We start from the raw sequence: 17,319 nt of genomic DNA on the forward strand, positions 1-17,319 counted from the left end.
GCGTGGTGTTGAAGAATTTGAAGTCCGACCTGTTGGAGAAGGGGGTATCGGATGGCCGATAATACTTCCTGCTTGCTCCCTTCCTCGACGAGCCGCGAAATCCTGAGATGGGGTGCCGTGTCGGTCCCCTATGCCGCGCTATGGTCCGGCGAGCAGGGGCGGATGCACGTCGCGAAGTGCCCCCATGCCGGCGTCCTGGCGGTCTGCGACCACGAGGCGCGCGGCACCGGTAAGCCGATTTTCGGCAAGCCGCACATGACCCGGCAGCGCGAGCTCATCATCGATCAGCGCTGCGATCTCTGCGCCCGTCCGCTCGCCGGCCGCACCAAGGTCTCGCTTTCCCACGCGACTTTCCGCGTCTCCGGCGCCGAGGGCGGCTGCATCATGCAGGTCGAGCCGCTGGTGCATAAGGACTGCGCCCTGGTTTGCGTGCAGCACTGCCCGTCGCTCAAGCGTGACATCGATGCCGGCACGCTCTTCGTCCGGCAGGTCCACCAGCATCGCGTCCAGCTCGCCCTGCTTACCGCCGCCGCGGTCGAAGAATTCTGCGGCGAGCGCCGCAACGGCATCGTGGGCCACGCGAAGGTCGAGCTCCAGCGCTGGACCGAGCGAGATCTGCGCTGGCTTGAAGCGGGCAACCTCAACATCGGAGAAAAGCTGGTGAGGTCGCGGAAATGAGCTCCATCCTACCAAAGCTAGCGCTTTCCGTCCGCCAGCCGTGGACATGGGCGATTGCCGCCGGCCACAAGCCGGTGGAGAACCGTTCGTGGCGGGCGCCGAATTCTGCCCTGCGCTATCGCGGCCCCGTGGCGATCCACGCCGCGCGCGGGATGACGCGCGACGAGTATGAGGATGCGGCGGATTTCATGCGCTCGATCGGCGTCGAATGCCCACCGGCCGCTGACCTGCAGCGCGGCGGTATCGTCGCTATCGCCATCGTCACCGACATCGTGAAGTCCATGGACAGTCCGTGGTTCTTCGGCCCGCGCGGCTTGGTGCTCGACGATGTTCGCCCGATCGATTTCATCCCGTGTGCGGGCCAACTCGGGTTCTTTGAATGGCGTCGTGACGACACCCTTGCCCCGCCTGCGCCGGCGCGCTGGATGATGCCGCGTCAACGTGTGCAAGCCGACATACCTGACTTGTTCATGAAAGGCTCTGGTCATGGTTGATCTCGCCCTCATCCGGGAGGCGCTCCTCGACCCGACAATCTCCTGCTTTCCCGACTTCACGAAAGCCGTAGGCGAGGCATGCGACGAACTGGAGCGCCTGCGCACGGCCACGGGCGAGGAGGGTCGCACTTTTATGCAGGCCCTCGTTGATGATGCGAGTCGAGAAAAGCAGAGACGGACGCTCGCCGAGACGCGTGCGCAGAGGCTTGAAACCGCGTTGCGAGCGATGCTCACCAACTACGGGCCTCCCGATAGCGTCGCGCCTCTGTGCCAATATCCCGACTGGCACCCTATCATGCAGGCCCGTCGCGCGCTCTCGGCTTCGACCGGAGGCAGTGATGGCTGATAAGCGCCTTACTGAAGCGCAGTTCTCCATGCAATGCGCTTTCATCGCGAAGAACGCAGCCGCATGGGCGGGCGATATTCTCACTCTCCCGGAAAACTACAACCGGAAGGCTGACGCGAAGACTGTCGCCCGATTCACTGATGAGATGCGCGCGCGCCTCGATCGGCTGGATGAATGGGCCGGTCGTTCCAACGCGCAAATACCCGGGCCGTTCGCTATTGGCGAGCGCGTGCGGAAGGTAGGCGGCCGCTATGGCGGGCCGGGTCGCATCGTCGGCATCAGCGAGGATCTCGATGGCCAAGGCTATCGGCTTTACCAAGTCGCGATGCACGTCGCCGGCGGCTACGGCGAGTTCGTCCACGTCTTCCCCGCCGCCGCCCTACGGCCCGATCCGCAAGCCCTCGGGCTGGCGGCGGTGGACTCCACCCTTATCACGACCGGAGGCGGCAAATGAGCGTCGTTCTCAGCATTTCCAGCATCGCCGTTATTGCGGCATTCCGAGATCAGAAGGTCTCGCTCCCGCTCCGTCTTTCCGACGAAGACATCGGCGTCGTCCTCGATGACGACGGCGTTGACGTAGTCACAGTTGATGTCAACGGCGAACGCCCGGACGGACAGGCCACCGCGATAGCCATGATGATCGTCAGCGCCGTCAACCATTTGGCGGGCATTGAACCGACCAACACGGCGGAGGGGAACGCCGATGAGTAAGGCTGTCGAAGATGTCCTTGTCGAGCGCCTCCGCCAGGTGGATGGCGAAGGCTGGACGCCTAAGCACGACGATGCGCACGGGGAAGGCGAACTGTTACTCGCTGCAAAAGCCTACTTTGCCCATGCGACCGGTCGCGCGCTGTCGCTGCCAAGCGGCGATCGGGAAGGCATACCGTTCGGGTGGCCGTGGGACAAAAAGTGGTGGAAGCCGAAATCACCGAGGCAAGACCTTATCCGTGCCGGAGCCCTCGCGCTGGCTGAGATAGATCGCATCAAGCGCCTCTACGCGATGCGGGCCGAGCATCGCTACGTGGATGCCGAAGCACACTATACGCTCATTATCGCCGAGATAGAGCGCATCGACCGTGCGGACGCTGCCCTCTCAGAGGGCGGAGGCCCGTGACCTCAGCGCGGCAGCTTCCCAACGGTCCAGGTGTTCGTTCCCTTGTTGCCGCACTTGAGACAGCGCAGTGCGGGCCGAAGGTCGGCGATGCGGGTTTCCTTGCCGTATCTCCCCTGCAGCTCCCATCGGTCGATCCATCCCTCCCGCTCGCAGCGGGAGCAATGCCCGCCGAGAACGCACCACTCCGGCAACGAGCCGAAGTTCGGATTTTCGGATGCGAACAAGGCGGCAAAGTCCTGCGGGACGATCTTGGCTTGAAACATGTTCCTATTTTGTTCCAGAGGTCGAGAGAGTCAATGCCGGTTCGATCTGGCCTTCAAGTGTTCGCATGCGAGTGTGAAATCTGTTCCTTATCCGTTCTTTTCCTTGACAAGATTTACCCCGGCGTACGATAGTTTCCATGCGGACAGGGTCTTTCGCCTGCAGCAATTGCTGCGCAAGACCAATAGCCGCCTCGCTCTTGGCGGGGCCGGCATTCCCGGAGTCCCGGATGTCCTCGCAAGCATCCCTCACCACAAATTACGAGTCGGCACCGACTGAAAAAGATCTGCTGATGGGCGCCGATGCGATCGCCGCATTCCTCGGTGTCACGCGCCGCCAGGTCTATCGCCTCGTCTATGACGGCATTATCCCTTCCTTCAAGCTCGGCGGCACCGTCGCAGCCCGGCGCTCCTCGCTGACGAAATGGATGGAGACCATTGAAGCGTCGTCCTGACCTCGCTAGCGTCATCCGCCGGCGCGGGCAGAGAGGGAACCATGGCGACGATCCGAAAGCGTCAGTGGACGAACAAGAACGGCATCCAGGAGGCCTGGCTGCTCAGCTACATGGATGCGAACGGAAAACGGCACCGGGAGCAATTTGAGAAAAAGCGCGACGCCGAGGCGCGCCGCAAAGAGGTCGAACACCAGATTGGCAAGGGCATCTATCGACCCGACGCCGTCACCACCACCGTCAGGATGGCCTGCGAAAACTATGAGAAGGTGTTGAAGGATCGTCGTGATCGCGGGGAAAGGGTCACGCCCGAATATTTCGACAACGTCACCGGCCACATGTGGAACTACATCGCTCCGACGCAGAAGCCTGTAGCAGTCGAGGGCAAGAGGGACGCTCGGGTCCGATTCGGTCACGGAATTGGCGAGAGCCGCCTCGCGCAGCTTACTGCGAAGGCCGTCGGCGACTTTCGGGATAATCTACGTGGGGCGGGCTGCAGCATTGCGACGACGCGGCAGATCCTGGGGACGTTGTCCCGCGTGCTTCAGAACGCGATCCACGACGATCTGCTCGCCGCAAACGTCGCCAAGGGCGTCCGCGTTATCGGCAAGCGGAACGAAGGTGCGAAGAAGGTGACGCCTCCATCAAAGGAGGAGATCGCGGCGGTCATCCAGGCGGCCGATGACGATTTCCGGGTCAAGGTAATTTTCGCGGCTGCGTCCGGACTGCGCGCCTCCGAGCTGCATGCCCTTCGCTGGAGCCATCTCGATCTCAAGAATGGCATGGTGAAGGTAGAAACCCGCGTCGATTCGAAGCGAAACGAAGACACGACGAAGACCATTGCAGGCCTGCGCGAGGTGCCGCTGGGTGCTCCGGTCGTAGCTGTGCTGAAGGAATGGAAGCTGAGATCGGCGCACAAGAAGGCGGGCGACCTGGTGTTTCCAAACAGCAAGGGCAATCATGAGAGCCATCGTAACATGCGCAAGCGTGTCTTCGGCCCGACGCTCGACCGCGCCGCCGCGGAGCTCGGCAAGCATGGCAAGAAACTGAAGCGCTTCGGATGGCACGCTCTTCGACACTTTGCGATCTCGACCTGGATCGAGGCCGGGCTGTCGCCGAAGACGGTCCAGACGTTTGCGGGGCACTCATCCCTGTCCGTGACGATGGATCGCTACGGCCATCTTTTCCCCAGCGAGGATCATCGCCGCGCCATGGATTCGATCGCCTCAACGGTCTTCGTGACTGGCGCATAAATGGCGCATGGCGGCCTGTAACGCCTGAGAATCAGGGGAAGACGTACACATTCCTAATCTGGGGGTCCCGCGTTCGAATCGCGGCGGGATCACCATCGATCCGGCCTTTTCGTTTTCCTTCAATGACTGTCTGACGAGAGGTCAGCAGAGGGCGATGGCGTTGCGGAGCATGATCGCGCCGTAGGTCACGTTGGCGTGATGGTGGTCGCCCTTTTCCTTCTGCTCGTAGGGCGGCAGCAGGAAGCCCTCCGGGTCGATCGTCTGCTCGGGCGGCAGCAGGATCGGGATTCCCGCCTCGCGCAGCCTGTCCGCGCAGGCGGTCCTCGCCAGCTTGTCGACCGTGAGCAGGGTGGCGGCCGAAATGCCCCGCCTGAGGCAGGGGTGGGAGCGGCGCGGCGGCGGCGCGGACATGGCGAAGAAATTCACGCCCGCCGCCTTGAGGGCCTCGAAGAAGGCGAGCACGTTGCGCTGCCTGTCCAGGCCGATCGCCCGGATCACCTGGCTGGAGACGGCCTGGAGGCCGAGCTTCGCGGCAAGGCCGGAAGGGGCGTGCCGAACCCAGGTGGGATCCCGGTAGATGCCGGCGGTGTGGAAGCCCATCATCAGGCCGTAGCGCATGTCCGACGAGGCGACGAAGTGGCGCGAGCCGGAGAGGATCTCGAGGCGCTTCTGGTAGGCGGAGTCGGTGAAGCGGACGCCTTCCCGCGTCACCTCGTGGAAGGGCTCGCGGAAGGCCGCGCCGGAGCAGACCGGCTTGCAGGTGATCTCGATATCCGTGCGCGGCGGGGCCGCCTCGAAGGCGTCGGACAGCGACTTCGTGTGGGAATCCCCGGTGATGACCAGCTTCACGACGCCCAGGCCTCCAGAACCGCTTCCTCGCAGACGATCTCGTCCCGGTGCGCCTTCCTGACCCGCGCCGGCCTGCCTTCCCCCTTCACCCTGGGCGGCGGGCTGTGGACCTTGAAGAAGTGGGACATGACGAAATCGACGCCGGCGGGATTCACTTCCCGCATGCCGGGCTCGAAGAACATGCCGCGCATCGGATGCGAGGAGATGATCTCGAAGGAGGGGAAGTAGTCGATGAAATCGTGCGTTTCGGAAAGCTCCCCGGCCGCCGCCCGCAGGACAGACTTCGAGTAGATCGTGGCGGGCAGCACGTGCCTGCGCGTCGCCGTCGCCGCCAGCGCGACGGGAGAGACCGTGAGCAGGATCCGGATCGTCGGGTTGATGGCCCGTACCTTGCCGATGAAGGCGCGAAGGTCGGCGATGACCTCCGCGGCGGTGAAGTTGCGGAACGCGTACCGGGCCTCGTCGAACGTGCCGGCGATGGTGCCCGGACAGGTCGGATAGACGGCGCCGTCGCGCTTCGACACCCAGGCCTCCGTCAGGCCTAGGGTGAACACGTAGATGTTCGCCTCGGTGAACAGCCTGCGCACGGCCGCGTAATGGGTGTCGCGGGCGGCGACGACCTCGTCGCGCGATTCGAAGCCGTTCTTCTCGATGTTCGGGCGGAATGCGTCGTACCAGCGGCCGCGCGTCTCCCAGATGTCGTCTGCGGGCGAGAAGGTGCCGAAGGCCCGGTCGTAGAGCTGGTTCAGCTGCGCCGCTGTATAAAGGTTGCCGTAGCGGGCGGAATAGACGCCGTAGCCGAAATCGGCATGCATCGCCCGCGGTAGCAGGCGCGGGGCGGGCTCGGCATCCATGTAGGCGAAGCCGGACCGCTGCATGCGCTTGCCGATATGCTGGGCGAAACAGCTGCCGCCGGTCGCGATCCTGTCTTCCGGGAGGATGTCGAACTTCTTCTCGTAGAGGTCGGCGAGATCGAAAGGGCTCCTGTCGGCGACGGCCGATTTCCAGAATGCCTTCGACGGCTGGCTCTTGTAGGGATGTGACATCGTCTTCTCGCTGCTTCGCATGCGCCTCGTGGCACGGCCTTTCCGACCGGCGGGAAATTAGTGGCCCGACCGGTTCGCTGCAATGCGAAACTGCCGGTCCGCGCCATCAATTCATACGTTACTCCCGATCGACGCCTTCCCGCAAATCCGGGCGGCCCGTTCAGGCGTCCTCGGTCTCGTGCTCGGGCGTGGTGACGGGCGGCGCCGCGCGCACGGCGGGAACGATGGATGGCTTGGCGACCACCTTCGGCTTCGGCGCCTTGAGGCCGAGCAGGTTGCGAATGCGGTCGCTGACGAGCGGGCGGAAGCGGCTGGCGCGGAAGGGCATGTCGACGGCGCCGTAGCCCTCCGGGCCGTCGTCCTTGCCGCGGTAGAGCTCCATCAGCTTGATGCCGTAGAAGTCGCCGTCGACGTAGTGGCGGTAATGGCCGACCCAGCGGACCGTGTAGATGCGGCCCTTGCGGATGCCCTGGTCGATGGAGACGTTCCTGAACCGGTCGTTGACGCAGACGACCTTCTGCCCCACGCGGAATATGGCCATGCCACCCGTCTCCCCTTCTTCGCCTCAACCCGTCTTGCGGCAGGCGAGCCCGGACGCCTCGTCCCCTTCGGTCAGGTCGCGGAGCGTCGCTTCGTCGCCCTTCGTCCACCACTCGTAGCGGCCGCCCGTATAGCGCGCGCCGGAGGCCGACAGGACGTTGACGGCGACCACGGTCTCCTCGCCGACGGAAAGGACCGCAAGCGCGGTCGCGCCCGCGTTGATATATTCCACGCCGATCCGCCGGTCCCCGTCGCAGAGATAGATCGCCGTCTCGCGTGCGACATCCTGCTGCGGCCCCGGCAGGCGGATGACGATGTCCGTGCCGGTCTTCATCTCGGCGAGCCGGAGCGCGGGCGCACCGTCCTTGCCGGTCAGGTGCAGGATGCCGTTCTCGAGCTTCCAGGACGTGACGGTGCCGAGCGCGTCGAAGAACTTCTGCTCCTGGTCCATGACGGCGGGCGCGCACATCTTGCGCGTCGCGGCGGCGGGCGCGAAGGCGATGTTGCCGTTCTGGACCTTCAGCTTGCCGCGATAGGTGTTGCAGCCGCCGTTGCCGCCGTAGGAACCGTCGGGCTTGATCTCCAGCGTCGTCTGGAGGTCGTCGATCACGCCCTTGCCGGCGATGTCCTCGGCAAGCCAGGTGCCGCCGAGGCCGGCCGGCACCGATTCCTGTGCGCGGACCGGGACGGCCGCGAGCACCAGGCAGGCAAGAGCCAGATGAACGGGGAGCAAGAGTCCGGGGCTGCGGCGCACAGATGTCTCCAATCGTCACGGCGGAATGGCCGTTCTTTGGCGACGTTATGGCCCTCCCGGCGAAAAGGTCAAGCCACGGAGCGGCGTGCGGTGCGGCGCGACGGCTTGTTGCGGCCGGCTTTCGCCTGTAGAGCCATTGCCGGGAAAACAAGAAACACGGACAGGACCATGGCTCCCGAAGCGCGGCGGAGACGCCGGATCAGCATCCTCGGCTCGACAGGTTCCATCGGCACCAGCACGCTCGACGTCGTGCGCCAGTGCGGCGGTCGCGAGCGCTACGAGGTGCTGGCGCTGACCGGAAACGGCAATGTCGAGCTGCTTGCCGCGCAGGCGCGCGAATGCGGCGCACGGCGGGCGGTGACGGCGGACGAGAGCCGCTACGGCGCGCTCAAGGAGGCACTTTCCGGCAGCGGCGTCGAGGTGGCGGCGGGGCGCGCGGCGCTCATGGAAGCCGCCGCCATGGAGGCGGACTGGGTGATGGCGGCGATCGTCGGCACGGCGGGGCTCGCGCCGACGCTTGCCGCCGCGCACCGGGGCGCCGACATCGCGCTTGCCAACAAGGAATGCCTGGTCTCGGCGGGTGCGCTCTTCGTCGAGGCGGTGGCGCGGGGCGGCGGGCGGCTCATTCCCGTCGACAGCGAGCACAGCGCCATCTTCCAGGCGCTGGAGGACGACCAGCGCCATGCCGTCGAGCGGATCGTGCTGACGGCGTCGGGCGGTCCGTTCCGCACCTGGACGCGCGACGAGATGGCCGGGGTCACCGCCGAGGTCGCCCGTGCGCATCCGAACTGGTCGATGGGGCTGAAGATCTCGATCGGCAGCGCCTCGATGTTCAACAAGGCGCTGGAGATGATCGAGGCGAAGCACCTCTTCGACGTCCGGCCCGAGCAGATCGAGGTGATCGTCCATCCGCAGTCGATCGTCCATTCGATGGTCGGCTATGTCGACGGCTCGGTGCTGGCGCAGCTCGGCGTGCCGGACATGCGCACGGCGATCGGCTATGCGCTGACCTATCCGCAGCGCACGGCCCTCGACGTCGGGCGGCTCGATTTCGCCAAGCTCGCGCGGCTCGATTTCGAGGCGCCCGACGAGGGGCGCTTCCCGGCGCTTCGGCTCGCGAGGGTGGCGCTGGAGCGCGGCGGCCTGCAGGGGGCGGTGATGAACGCGGCCGAGGAGACGGCCTTCGAGGCCTTCGTGGCGGGCCGCATCGGCTTCCTCGCCATGGCGGATATCGCCGGCGAGACGATGGAGGCGCTCGCGCACCTGCCGCCGGCCGCCGCGATGGACGACGTCTTCGCCGCGGACGCGGAAGCCCGGCGGGTGGCCGCCGGGCTTATAAGGTAGGCTTATCCTTACGCGACGGCGCGCGACAGCGCGCAGCGCGACCAGAGCGAATGCAGCGCGCCGACCAGATGGTCGATGTCGGCGTCCGAATGCAGCGGCGTCGGCGTGATGCGCAGCCGCTCGGTCTTCTTCGGCACGGTCGGGTAGTTGATCGGCTGCACGTAGATGCCGAAGTCGTTGAGCAGCAGGTCGGAGATCCACTTGCACTTGGCGGCGTCGCCGACCATCACCGGCACGATATGGCTCGGGTTGGGCATGTGCGGGATGCCGTTGCGATCGAGGAGCGAGCGCAGGCGGCGGACGCGTTCCTGATGCGCGAAACGCTCGATCTGGCTTTCCTTGAGGTGGCGGATCGAGGCGAGCGCGCCGGCGGCGAGCGCCGGCGGCAGCGACGTCGTGAAGATGAAGCCGGAGGCGAAGGAGCGCACGAAATCGCAGAGCGCGGCGGAGGCGGCGATGTAGCCGCCCATCACGCCGAAGGCCTTGGCGAGCGTGCCCTCGATCACCGTCAGGCGGTGCATCAGGCCCTCCCGCTCGGCGATGCCGCCGCCGCGCGGGCCGTACATGCCGACCGCGTGGACCTCGTCGAGATAGGTCATCGCGCCGTACCGGTCGGCGAGGTCGCAGATCTCCTTGATCGGCGCGATATCGCCGTCCATCGAATAGACCGATTCGAAGGCGATCAGTTTCGGCGCACGCGGGTCGGCGGCGGAAAGCTTCGCCTCAAGGTCCTTCAGGTCGTTGTGCTTCCAGATGACGCGCTCGCATTTCGAGTGGCGGATGCCCTCGATCATCGAGGCATGGTTGCCGGCATCCGAGAAACAGATGATGCCGGGGATCTTGGAACAGAGGGTGCCGAGGGCCGCCCAGTTCGAGACGTAGCCGGAGGTGAAGAGAAGGGCCGCTTCCTTGCCGTGCAGGTCGGCGAGTTCCTGCTCCAGCAGGACGTGGTAGTGATTGGTGCCGGAGATGTTGCGGGTGCCGCCGGCACCGGCGCCACACTGGTCGATGGCGAGCTTCATCGCCTCGGTGGCCTTCGGATGCTGGCCCATGCCGAGATAGTCGTTGGAGCACCAGACCGTCACGTTCTGGGTGCCGTCGGCCGTATAGCGCGTCGCCGTCGGGAAGTTGCCCTTCTGCCGCTCCAGCTCGGCGAAGACGCGGTAGCGGCCTTCCTGATGCAGTCCGTCCAGCTCGTTCCTGAAGAAAGTCTCGAAGTCCATGCCAATCTCCGGCCCGCCATCGTCGGGCGTTTGCGTCGTCGAGGATCGTTCAATCGGCTATACCCGGGGCCGGCCTGTCGCAACTGCTTCCGCTGCGGCAAATCGGCGCCACCTTTGAACGGTTCCAAGGTATATTGCCGGGCAGCAGTCCACCTTCCGTTGATGCATGTCAAGTTCGCGCGAAAAAAGGACGGCCGGGACCGTCCTTTTAATCGCATCGCGTCACGGTGGCGTCAGGATGCGGCGACCGCGCGCTTGGCCATCACCGTGACGAGATTCGCCCGGTATTCTGCGCTGCCGTGCAGGTCGGAGAGGAGGCCGGACGGGTCGACCGCGACGCCAGCGGCAGCCTCCGGCGTCCAGCTTCCGGCAAGCGCCGCCTCCAGGCCTTCGTGACGGAAGACGCCGTCGGCGCCCGCGCCCGTCACGGCGACCCGCACGCCGCCATCCGCCCTCCGTGCGACGAAGACGCCGGTCATCGCATAGCGCGAGGCGGGGTTGGCGAACTTGGAATAGCCCGCCCTCTCCGGCGCGTCGAAGGTGACGGCGACGACGATCTCGTCCTCCTCCAGCGCCGTCTCGAACAGGCCGGTGAAGAAGGCGTCGGCGGGGATCTCGCGGGCATTGGTGACGATCACGGCGCCAAGCCCGAGCATGGCGGCGGGATAGTCGGCGGCGGGATCGTTGTTGGCGATGGAGCCGCCGAGCGTGCCCATGTGGCGCACGTGCGGGTCGCCGATATGGGCGGCGAGGTGGCAGAGCGCCGGGCAGACGGCCTTGATCTCCGCCGATGTCGCCACCTCGTAATGGGTGGTGCCGGCGCCGATGCGCACGTGGCGGCCGTTGACAGAGATGCCCTTCAGCTCGGCGACGTGGCGCAGGTCGACGAGGTCGGAGGGCGCGGCGAGGCGCTGCTTCATCGTCGGGATCAGCGTCATGCCGCCGGAGACGTATTTCGCCTCCTCGGAGGAACCCCGCAGCCGGACGGCGTCGGCGAGCGAGGAGGCGCGGTGGTAGGTCGTTGCGTACATGTCTCTTCCTCCCTCAGTTTGCGGCCGCCCGCGCCGCGGCCCAGACCTTCTGGGGCGTGGCCGGCATGTCGAGGTCGTTGTTGCCGATGGCGTCGGTGATGGCGTTGATGAGCGCCGGCGGCGAGCCGATGGCGCCGGCCTCGCCGCAGCCCTTGATGCCGAGCGGGTTGTTCGGGCAGGGCGTCACCTGGTGCGAGACCTTGAAGGAGGGCAGATCGTCGGCGCGCGGCATGGCGTAGTCCATGTAGCTCGCCGTGAGCAGCTGTCCCGTCTCCCGGTCGTAGTGCACGCCCTCGAGCAGCGCCTGGCCGATGCCCTGGGCGAGCCCGCCGTGCACCTGGCCCTCGACGATCATCGGGTTGATGATGTTGCCGAAGTCGTCGGCGGCGACGAACTGGACGATCTCCGTCTTGCCCGTCTCCGGGTCGACCTCGACCTCGCAGATGTAGCAGCCGGCGGGGAAGGTGAAGTTCGACGGGTCGTAGAAGGCGCCTTCCTTGAGGCCCGGCTCCATGCCGGCCGGCAGGTTGTGGGCGGTGTAGGCGGCGAGCGCCATCTGGAACCAGGGCACCGATTTGTCGGTGCCGGCGACCTTCAGCGCGCCGTTCTCGATGACGATGTCGCTCTCGTCCGCCTCCATCAGGTGGGCGGCGATCTTCTTCGCCTTGGCCTCGACCTTGTCGAGCGCCTTGACGACGGCCGACATGCCGACGGCGCCGGAGCGCGAGCCGTAGGTGCCCATGCCCATCTGCACCTTGTCGGTGTCGCCGTGGACGATGGAGACGCTGTCGATCGGCACGCCGAAACGGTCGGCGACGAGCTGGGCGAAGGTCGTCTCGTGGCCCTGGCCGTGGCTGTGCGAGCCGGTCAGCACCTCGATCGTGCCGACGGCGTTGACGCGCACCTCCGCCGATTCCCAGAGGCCGACGCCCGCGCCGAGCGAGCCGACCGCGGCCGACGGCGCGATGCCGCAGGCCTCGATGTAGCAGCTCATGCCGATGCCGCGCTTTTTGCCGCGGCTTGCGGCTTCCGCCTTGCGGGCGGGGAAGCCGTCCCAGTCGGCCTCGGCCATCGCCGCCTTCAGCGAGGCCTCGTAGTCGCCGGCGTCGTAGTTCATGATCACCGGCGTCTGGTGCGGGAAGGTGCGGATGAAGTTGATGCGCCGCAGCTCCGCCGGCGAGAGGCCAAGCTCGCGCGCCGCCGTCTCCATCGTCCGTTCGAGGAGGTAGGTCGCCTCCGGCCGGCCGGCGCCGCGATAGGCGTCGACGGCGACCGTGTTGGTGTAGACCGCCCGGACGTTCGCATGGATCGCCGGGATGTCGTACTGGCCCGAGAGCAGCGTGGCATAGAGATAGGTCGGCACGGCCGCGGAGAAGAGCGACATGTAGGCGCCGAAATTGGCGATCGTGTCGACCTTGAGGCCGATGATGCGGTGGTCGGCGTCGAAGGCCATCTTGACGGTCGAGACATGGTCGCGGCCGTGCGCGTCGGTCAGGAAGGCCTCGGTGCGGTCGCAGGTCCACTTGACGGGGACGCCGGTGCGCTTCGAGGCCCACAGACAGGAGATCTCCTCCGGATAGATGTAGATCTTCGAGCCGAAGCCGCCGCCGACGTCAGGGGCGATGACGCGCAGCTTGTTCTCCGGCGCGACATTGTAGAAGGCGCTCATGACGAGGCGGGCGACGTGCGGGTTCTGGCTCGTCGTGTAGCAGGTGTAGTGGTCCTCGCCCGCGTCGTAGATGCCGAGTGCGGCGCGCGGCTCCATCGGGTTCGGCGCGAGCCGGTTGTTGACGATGCGCATCTCCGTCACATGGGCGGCGGCGGCGAGCGCCGCGTCGACGGCGGCGCCGTCGCCGATCTGCCAGTCGTAGATGAGGTTGTTGGGCGCCTCCGGATGAAGCTGCGGCTGGCCGTCCTCCAGCGCCGCCACGGTGTCCGTCACCGCCGGCAGGACCTCGTAGTCGACCGCGACGGCCTCCGCCGCATCGCGCGCCTCACCGACGCTGTCGGCCACGACGATGGCGACGGCGTCGCCGACATAGCGCACCGTCTCGTGCGCGATCGGCCGCCAGGCGCCCATCTTCATCGGCGAGCCGTCCTTGGAATGGATCATCCAGCCGCAGATCAGGTTGCCGATGCCGTCGTCGAGCATCTCTCTGCCCGTCAGCACGCCGACGACGCCGGGCATGTCCTCGGCCTGCGAGACGTCGATGCTCCTGATCCTCGCATGCGCGTGCGGCGACCGCACGAAGGCAGCATACCGCATGCCGGGCACGGCCATGTCGTCCGTGTAATGGCCCTTGCCGGTGAGAAACCGCTTGTCTTCCTTTCGCGCGACCCGCGCGCCGATGCCCTCGACACCCATGTTCTTCTCCTCCCGAGAGATGAGCGAATAGCGAATTGCGAATAGCGAGTAGGGGAACAGCGATCGAGGAGCGGTTGCGCTCTATTCGCTATTCGCCACTCGCTATTCGCTCATTCCGCCGCCTGCCGGCCCGCCGCGCCCATCTCCTGGGCGGCGGCGAGGATGGCCTTGACGATGTTGTGATAGCCGGTGCATCGACAGATGTTGCCTTCCAGGTTCTCCCGGACGGTCTTCTCGTCGAGGTCGGCGCCGTAGCGGTTGATCATGTCGACCGCGCTCATCACCATGCCCGGCGTGCAGAAGCCGCATTGCAGGCCGTGGTTGGCCTTGAAGGCGGCCTGGACGGGATGCAGGTCGCCGCCCGCGGCAAGGCCCTCGATGGTGAGGATCTCGGAGCCGGCCGCCTGCGCGGCCAGGATGGTACAGCTCTTCACCGCCCGCCCGTCCATGTACACGACGCAGGCGCCGCACTGGGAGGTGTCGCAGCCGACATGGGTTCCCGTCAGGCTGAGATGGTCGCGCAGGAAGTGAACGAGGAGCGTGCGGTCCTCGCACTCCCGGCTCACCTTGCGGCCGTTCACGGTCATTGCAACTCTCGACATTCGTTCCTCCCTGGCGTTCTTTCCGCGGGGAAGTCCGGTCGATCCGACGTCACAGCACGACGGGCGCCCTTCGGGCGCGCGGGCCGGGAATCGAACGACACCAGCGGTCCTCGCGTATTCGCATGCATTCCGGTTGCGTCAGTCCCGATGCGGTTTCCGGCAGGTCCTCCTCCCGGCCGGCGCCCGTATCGACGGGTTGCATCATTTGACGTTTTCGCTCCGCGATCAACCGCTACTTTCAATCGGCGGCGGAAATTTCTCGCGATCGCGGAAAGGCGGGGGGCTTATCGAACGAAATGGAAAGGATGTTTATTCGCACTGCAAAAAAATTGTTGAATGCCATGGACTTCCCTGTTCCCGGCTATATTTTCATCGTCGCACGGACCTCGCAGTCGAAGACGGGCGCGGTGCTGTGCCTGAGTAAAAAGGGATAAGCGCGGGCCCGGCGAGAAAGCCCGCCGCTCAACTTTGGAGAACAATCTCATGAAGAAAGTCATTGCGCTCGTCCTGGTCGCCCTGTCGGTCGCCAGTTGCTCGCAGACCGAGAAGGGTGCGGCCATCGGCGCGGCCTCCGGCGCGATCATCGGCGGTGCCGTCACCGGCAACGTCCGCGGTGCTGCCGTCGGCGCGGCCATCGGCGGCGTGTCCGGCGCGGTCATCGGCCATGTCTCCGAACAGCCCGGCCAGTGCTACTACCGCGACCGCTACGGCCGTCGCTACATCGATTCCTGCCCGCGCGGCTACTGATCGCCGCCTCGGACCTGTTCTTGCGGAGCCCCGGGCCGTCGGTCCGGGGCTCCCGCTTTTTGCACTCCACGGACAAAATGCCGGCCGGCGCTTCAAATCCCGCACCCTTGCGTGTAAAACCGGCGTTAATCTTACGGAAAACCTAACGCGGTAAGGTCTTTCCAGCCTGAGCCCCGCATGAGGCGGAGCACCGAAATTCGTGACGGAAGCATGCCGGCCTGCCGCGCGCGCCCGCACCGAACGAGAGAGGCGACGGACAGCAGCGGATGCGGGATATCGTGAACCGGCCGGACAAGAGTTTTGCGTTCCTCAGGGCTGGCACCGCGCTCGCGGTCGCTGCGGCGTTTGCGTGCGCCGTCGCCCCGGCCGCTCCGGCCTCCGCCTTCGAGCTGTTCGGCATGAAGTTCTTCGAGAGCGACGAGGAGGAAGCCGCTCCCGTCATCGATCCCGTCGAATACACGCTCACCCTCGACGCCGGCACGGAGGACGAGGCGCTGAAGGAAGCGATCGAGACCACGGCGCTGCTCAAGGCCGACGAGGGCAAGCCCGTCTCCGGCGACCTCGGCCTGGTGATCAAGGCACGCGACGACCGGGACCGCATCCTCGCCGCGCTCTACGAGAACGCCCGTTACGGCGGCGTGGTGGAGGTGACGGTCGCCGGCCAGGACCTCGACGCGCTGCCGCCCAATCCCGAGTTCGGCCGCCCCGGCGCCGTCCCGGTGACGATCCGCGTGCGGCCCGGGCCCGTCTTCACCTTCGGCGACATCGCCTTTGCCGGCGATGCCGAGGGGCGCAACCCGGCCGACTACGGTCTCGTGCCCGGCGCGCGGGCGGATTCGACCGTCATCCTCAAGGCGGGCGAGCAGATCGTCGCCGACCTCAAGTCCGAGGGCCGGCCCTTCGCGAAGCTCACGGACCGCAACGCCACGGCCGACCACGGGACGCAGACCGTCGACGTGGTGATCGCCGCCGAGGGCGGGCCGGTCGCCCCCGTCGGCGCGGTCGGCGTCACCGGCACGAAGACGGTCGACCCGGATTTCGTCGCGCGCTACTCGCGCATCAATGCCGGCGAGCCCTATTCGCCCGAGAGGCTCGCGAAGGCGGCCGACCGGCTGCGCCAGCTCGGCGTCTTCTCCAGCGTGACGATCCGCGAGGCCACCGCGCTCGCCCCCGACGGCTCGCTGCCGATGACCATCGAGGTATCCGAGGGCAAGCACCGCTATTTCGGCTTCGGCGCGCAGGTCTCCAACACCGACGGGCTCGGCCTGCAGGGCTACTGGGGCCACCGCAACCTGCTCGGCCAGGCGGAATCGCTGCGCGTCGAGGGGTCCGTCGGCCGCATCGGCGAGTCGAGCCTCGACAGCCTCGACTATTCGACCGCCATCCTCTTCTCCAAGCCCGGCGCCTTCGGCCCGGCAACCACCTTCAACGCCAGCCTCAAGGCCTCGCTGGTCGATCCGGACGCCTACAAGGCCGTCACCTTCACGGGTGCTGCCGGCGTCAGCGTCGAGCTTTCGGACGTCGACACCGTCTCGGGCGGCGGCGAGGTGATGTGGAGCGACATCGACGACGCCTTCGGCAAGAACAAGTATCTCACCGTCAGCACGCCGATCGAATACGTGCGCGACACGCGCGACGACAAGCTCAACCCGACGAAGGGCTATCGCGCGATGATCAACGCCAAGCCGAGCTACGAGACCTATCGCGGCACGGTCTTCTCGTCCTTCGAGGGGGCCGTCACCGGCTACAAGGCGCTCGGCGAGGAGGACCGTCTCGTGCTGGCCGGAAAGCTCGCCGGCGGCACGCTCGTGGGCGGCGACAAGCTCTCCGACATTCCGGCGACGCGGCGCTTCTTCCTCGGCGGCGGCGGCACGGTGCGCGGCTACGGCTACCAGGAGATCTCGCCGCGCAACGGCGCTGACAAGCTGACGGGCGGCCGCTCCTACGTGAACGCCTCGGCGGAGGTGCGCATCGGCGTCACCGAGACGATCGGCATCGTGCCGTTCATCGACGTCGGCACGGTCTCGGTGGACGAGGTGCCCGATTTCAAGGACATCCGCGCCGGCGCCGGGGTCGGCCTGCGCTACGCCACGCCCTTCGGGCCGATCCGGCTCGACGTCGCCGTGCCGCTCGACAAATATCCGGGCGGAACCTCCTTCGGCATCTATGCGGGGATCGGTCAGTCCTTCTGACAATCGCCCCAATTCTGGTCCAGCCTCTT

Annotated in this window: 20 protein-coding genes; 11 read left to right on the forward strand and 9 right to left on the reverse strand. The window is 66.3% G+C overall.

Features of this window, described 5'->3' with window-relative positions:
* The first annotated feature begins 51 nt into the window (after window positions 1-51).
* From NNZ72_RS12385 to NNZ72_RS12410, 6 genes are read left to right on the forward strand one after another with little or no spacing between them, the layout of a single operon-like run.
* Window positions 52-678, forward strand: coding sequence for a hypothetical protein (locus NNZ72_RS12385; protein ID WP_257315629.1), 627 nt, complete (start codon window positions 52-54; stop codon window positions 676-678).
* Window positions 675-1,172 carry an ASCH domain-containing protein gene (locus tag NNZ72_RS12390; RefSeq protein ID WP_257315630.1) on the forward strand — a complete coding sequence of 166 codons (498 nt, stop codon included), beginning with the start codon at window positions 675-677 and terminating at the stop codon, window positions 1,170-1,172. The genes NNZ72_RS12385 and NNZ72_RS12390 overlap by 4 nt, the downstream gene beginning before the upstream one ends.
* Window positions 1,165-1,518 carry a hypothetical protein gene (locus NNZ72_RS12395; protein ID WP_257315631.1) on the forward strand — a complete coding sequence of 118 codons (354 nt, stop codon included), beginning with the start codon at window positions 1,165-1,167 and terminating at the stop codon, window positions 1,516-1,518. Before NNZ72_RS12390 ends, NNZ72_RS12395 begins: the two co-directional genes overlap by 8 nt.
* Window positions 1,511-1,972, forward strand: coding sequence for a hypothetical protein (locus tag NNZ72_RS12400; protein ID WP_257315632.1), 462 nt, complete (start codon window positions 1,511-1,513; stop codon window positions 1,970-1,972). Before NNZ72_RS12395 ends, NNZ72_RS12400 begins: the two co-directional genes overlap by 8 nt.
* Window positions 1,969-2,229: a hypothetical protein gene (locus NNZ72_RS12405; protein ID WP_257315633.1), complete on the forward strand. Its 261-nt coding sequence runs from the start codon at window positions 1,969-1,971 to the stop codon at window positions 2,227-2,229. Before NNZ72_RS12400 ends, NNZ72_RS12405 begins: the two co-directional genes overlap by 4 nt.
* Window positions 2,222-2,632 carry a hypothetical protein gene (locus tag NNZ72_RS12410; RefSeq protein WP_257315634.1) on the forward strand — a complete coding sequence of 137 codons (411 nt, stop codon included), beginning with the start codon at window positions 2,222-2,224 and terminating at the stop codon, window positions 2,630-2,632. Before NNZ72_RS12405 ends, NNZ72_RS12410 begins: the two co-directional genes overlap by 8 nt.
* 2 nt (window positions 2,633-2,634) lie before the next feature.
* Here NNZ72_RS12410 and NNZ72_RS12415 read toward each other — a convergent pair whose 3' ends face one another.
* Entirely contained in the window at window positions 2,635-2,895 is a 261-nt protein-coding gene (locus NNZ72_RS12415; protein ID WP_257315635.1) for a hypothetical protein, read from the reverse strand.
* A gap of 227 nt (window positions 2,896-3,122) precedes the next feature.
* On the opposite strand from NNZ72_RS12415, the gene NNZ72_RS12420 reads away from it, so the two are divergent.
* On the forward strand, window positions 3,123-3,347 hold the full coding sequence (locus NNZ72_RS12420) for a helix-turn-helix domain-containing protein (RefSeq protein ID WP_257315636.1): 225 nt from the start codon (window positions 3,123-3,125) through the stop codon (window positions 3,345-3,347).
* 41 nt (window positions 3,348-3,388) lie between these two features.
* Complete coding sequence (locus NNZ72_RS12425) at window positions 3,389-4,597, forward strand: tyrosine-type recombinase/integrase (protein WP_257315637.1); 1,209 nt, start codon at window positions 3,389-3,391, stop codon at window positions 4,595-4,597.
* Window positions 4,598-4,738: 141 nt separating this feature from the next.
* Here the strand turns inward: NNZ72_RS12425 and NNZ72_RS12430 are convergent, their stop codons facing one another.
* The 4 genes from NNZ72_RS12430 to NNZ72_RS12445 all read right to left on the reverse strand — a co-directional run bounded on the left by NNZ72_RS12430 (window position 4,739) and on the right by NNZ72_RS12445 (window position 7,765).
* On the reverse strand, window positions 4,739-5,446 hold the full coding sequence (locus tag NNZ72_RS12430; RefSeq protein WP_257315638.1) for a hypothetical protein: 708 nt from the start codon (window positions 5,444-5,446) through the stop codon (window positions 4,739-4,741).
* A complete protein-coding gene (locus NNZ72_RS12435) occupies window positions 5,443-6,492 on the reverse strand; it encodes a GSCFA domain-containing protein (RefSeq protein ID WP_257315639.1) in 1,050 nt (349 codons plus the stop codon). Before NNZ72_RS12435 ends, NNZ72_RS12430 begins: the two co-directional genes overlap by 4 nt.
* Before the next feature lie 160 nt (window positions 6,493-6,652).
* Entirely contained in the window at window positions 6,653-7,033 is a 381-nt protein-coding gene (locus NNZ72_RS12440; RefSeq protein WP_257315640.1) for a CAP-Gly domain protein, read from the reverse strand.
* A 24-nt stretch (window positions 7,034-7,057) separates the two neighbouring features.
* Complete coding sequence (locus tag NNZ72_RS12445; protein ID WP_257315641.1) at window positions 7,058-7,765, reverse strand: META domain-containing protein; 708 nt, start codon at window positions 7,763-7,765, stop codon at window positions 7,058-7,060.
* Between the two features lie 189 nt (window positions 7,766-7,954).
* Here NNZ72_RS12445 and dxr point away from each other — a divergent pair, with 189 nt between their 5' ends.
* Window positions 7,955-9,130 carry a 1-deoxy-D-xylulose-5-phosphate reductoisomerase gene (gene dxr / locus NNZ72_RS12450; protein WP_257315642.1) on the forward strand — a complete coding sequence of 392 codons (1,176 nt, stop codon included), beginning with the start codon at window positions 7,955-7,957 and terminating at the stop codon, window positions 9,128-9,130.
* Between the two features lie 8 nt (window positions 9,131-9,138).
* Here dxr and hemA read toward each other — a convergent pair whose 3' ends face one another.
* From hemA to NNZ72_RS12470, 4 genes are all read right to left on the reverse strand, one after another.
* Window positions 9,139-10,353: a 5-aminolevulinate synthase gene (gene hemA, locus NNZ72_RS12455; RefSeq protein ID WP_257315643.1), complete on the reverse strand. Its 1,215-nt coding sequence runs from the start codon at window positions 10,351-10,353 to the stop codon at window positions 9,139-9,141.
* Window positions 10,354-10,586: 233 nt separating this feature from the next.
* On the reverse strand, window positions 10,587-11,384 hold the full coding sequence (locus NNZ72_RS12460) for an FAD binding domain-containing protein (RefSeq protein ID WP_257315644.1): 798 nt from the start codon (window positions 11,382-11,384) through the stop codon (window positions 10,587-10,589).
* Between the two features lie 13 nt (window positions 11,385-11,397).
* The gene (locus tag NNZ72_RS12465; protein ID WP_257315645.1) at window positions 11,398-13,749 is read right to left on the reverse strand and encodes a xanthine dehydrogenase family protein molybdopterin-binding subunit; all 2,352 of its coding nucleotides are present in this window, start codon (window positions 13,747-13,749) and stop codon (window positions 11,398-11,400) included.
* A gap of 110 nt (window positions 13,750-13,859) precedes the next feature.
* On the reverse strand, window positions 13,860-14,351 hold the full coding sequence (locus NNZ72_RS12470) for a (2Fe-2S)-binding protein (RefSeq protein ID WP_257315646.1): 492 nt from the start codon (window positions 14,349-14,351) through the stop codon (window positions 13,860-13,862).
* A gap of 483 nt (window positions 14,352-14,834) precedes the next feature.
* Between NNZ72_RS12470 and NNZ72_RS12475 the strand changes: the two genes are divergently transcribed.
* Together NNZ72_RS12475 and NNZ72_RS12480 are read left to right on the forward strand one after the other, a co-directional pair.
* Window positions 14,835-15,098, forward strand: coding sequence for a YMGG-like glycine zipper-containing protein (locus NNZ72_RS12475; protein WP_257315647.1), 264 nt, complete (start codon window positions 14,835-14,837; stop codon window positions 15,096-15,098).
* 266 nt (window positions 15,099-15,364) lie between these two features.
* Window positions 15,365-17,290, forward strand: a complete 1,926-nt coding sequence (locus tag NNZ72_RS12480) for an autotransporter assembly complex protein TamA (protein ID WP_257315648.1) — start codon at window positions 15,365-15,367, stop codon at window positions 17,288-17,290.
* Window positions 17,291-17,319: the final 29 nt, after the last annotated feature.

The organism is Shinella pollutisoli (assembly GCF_024609765.1).
Taxonomy (GTDB): Bacteria; Pseudomonadota; Alphaproteobacteria; order Rhizobiales; family Rhizobiaceae; genus Shinella; species Shinella pollutisoli.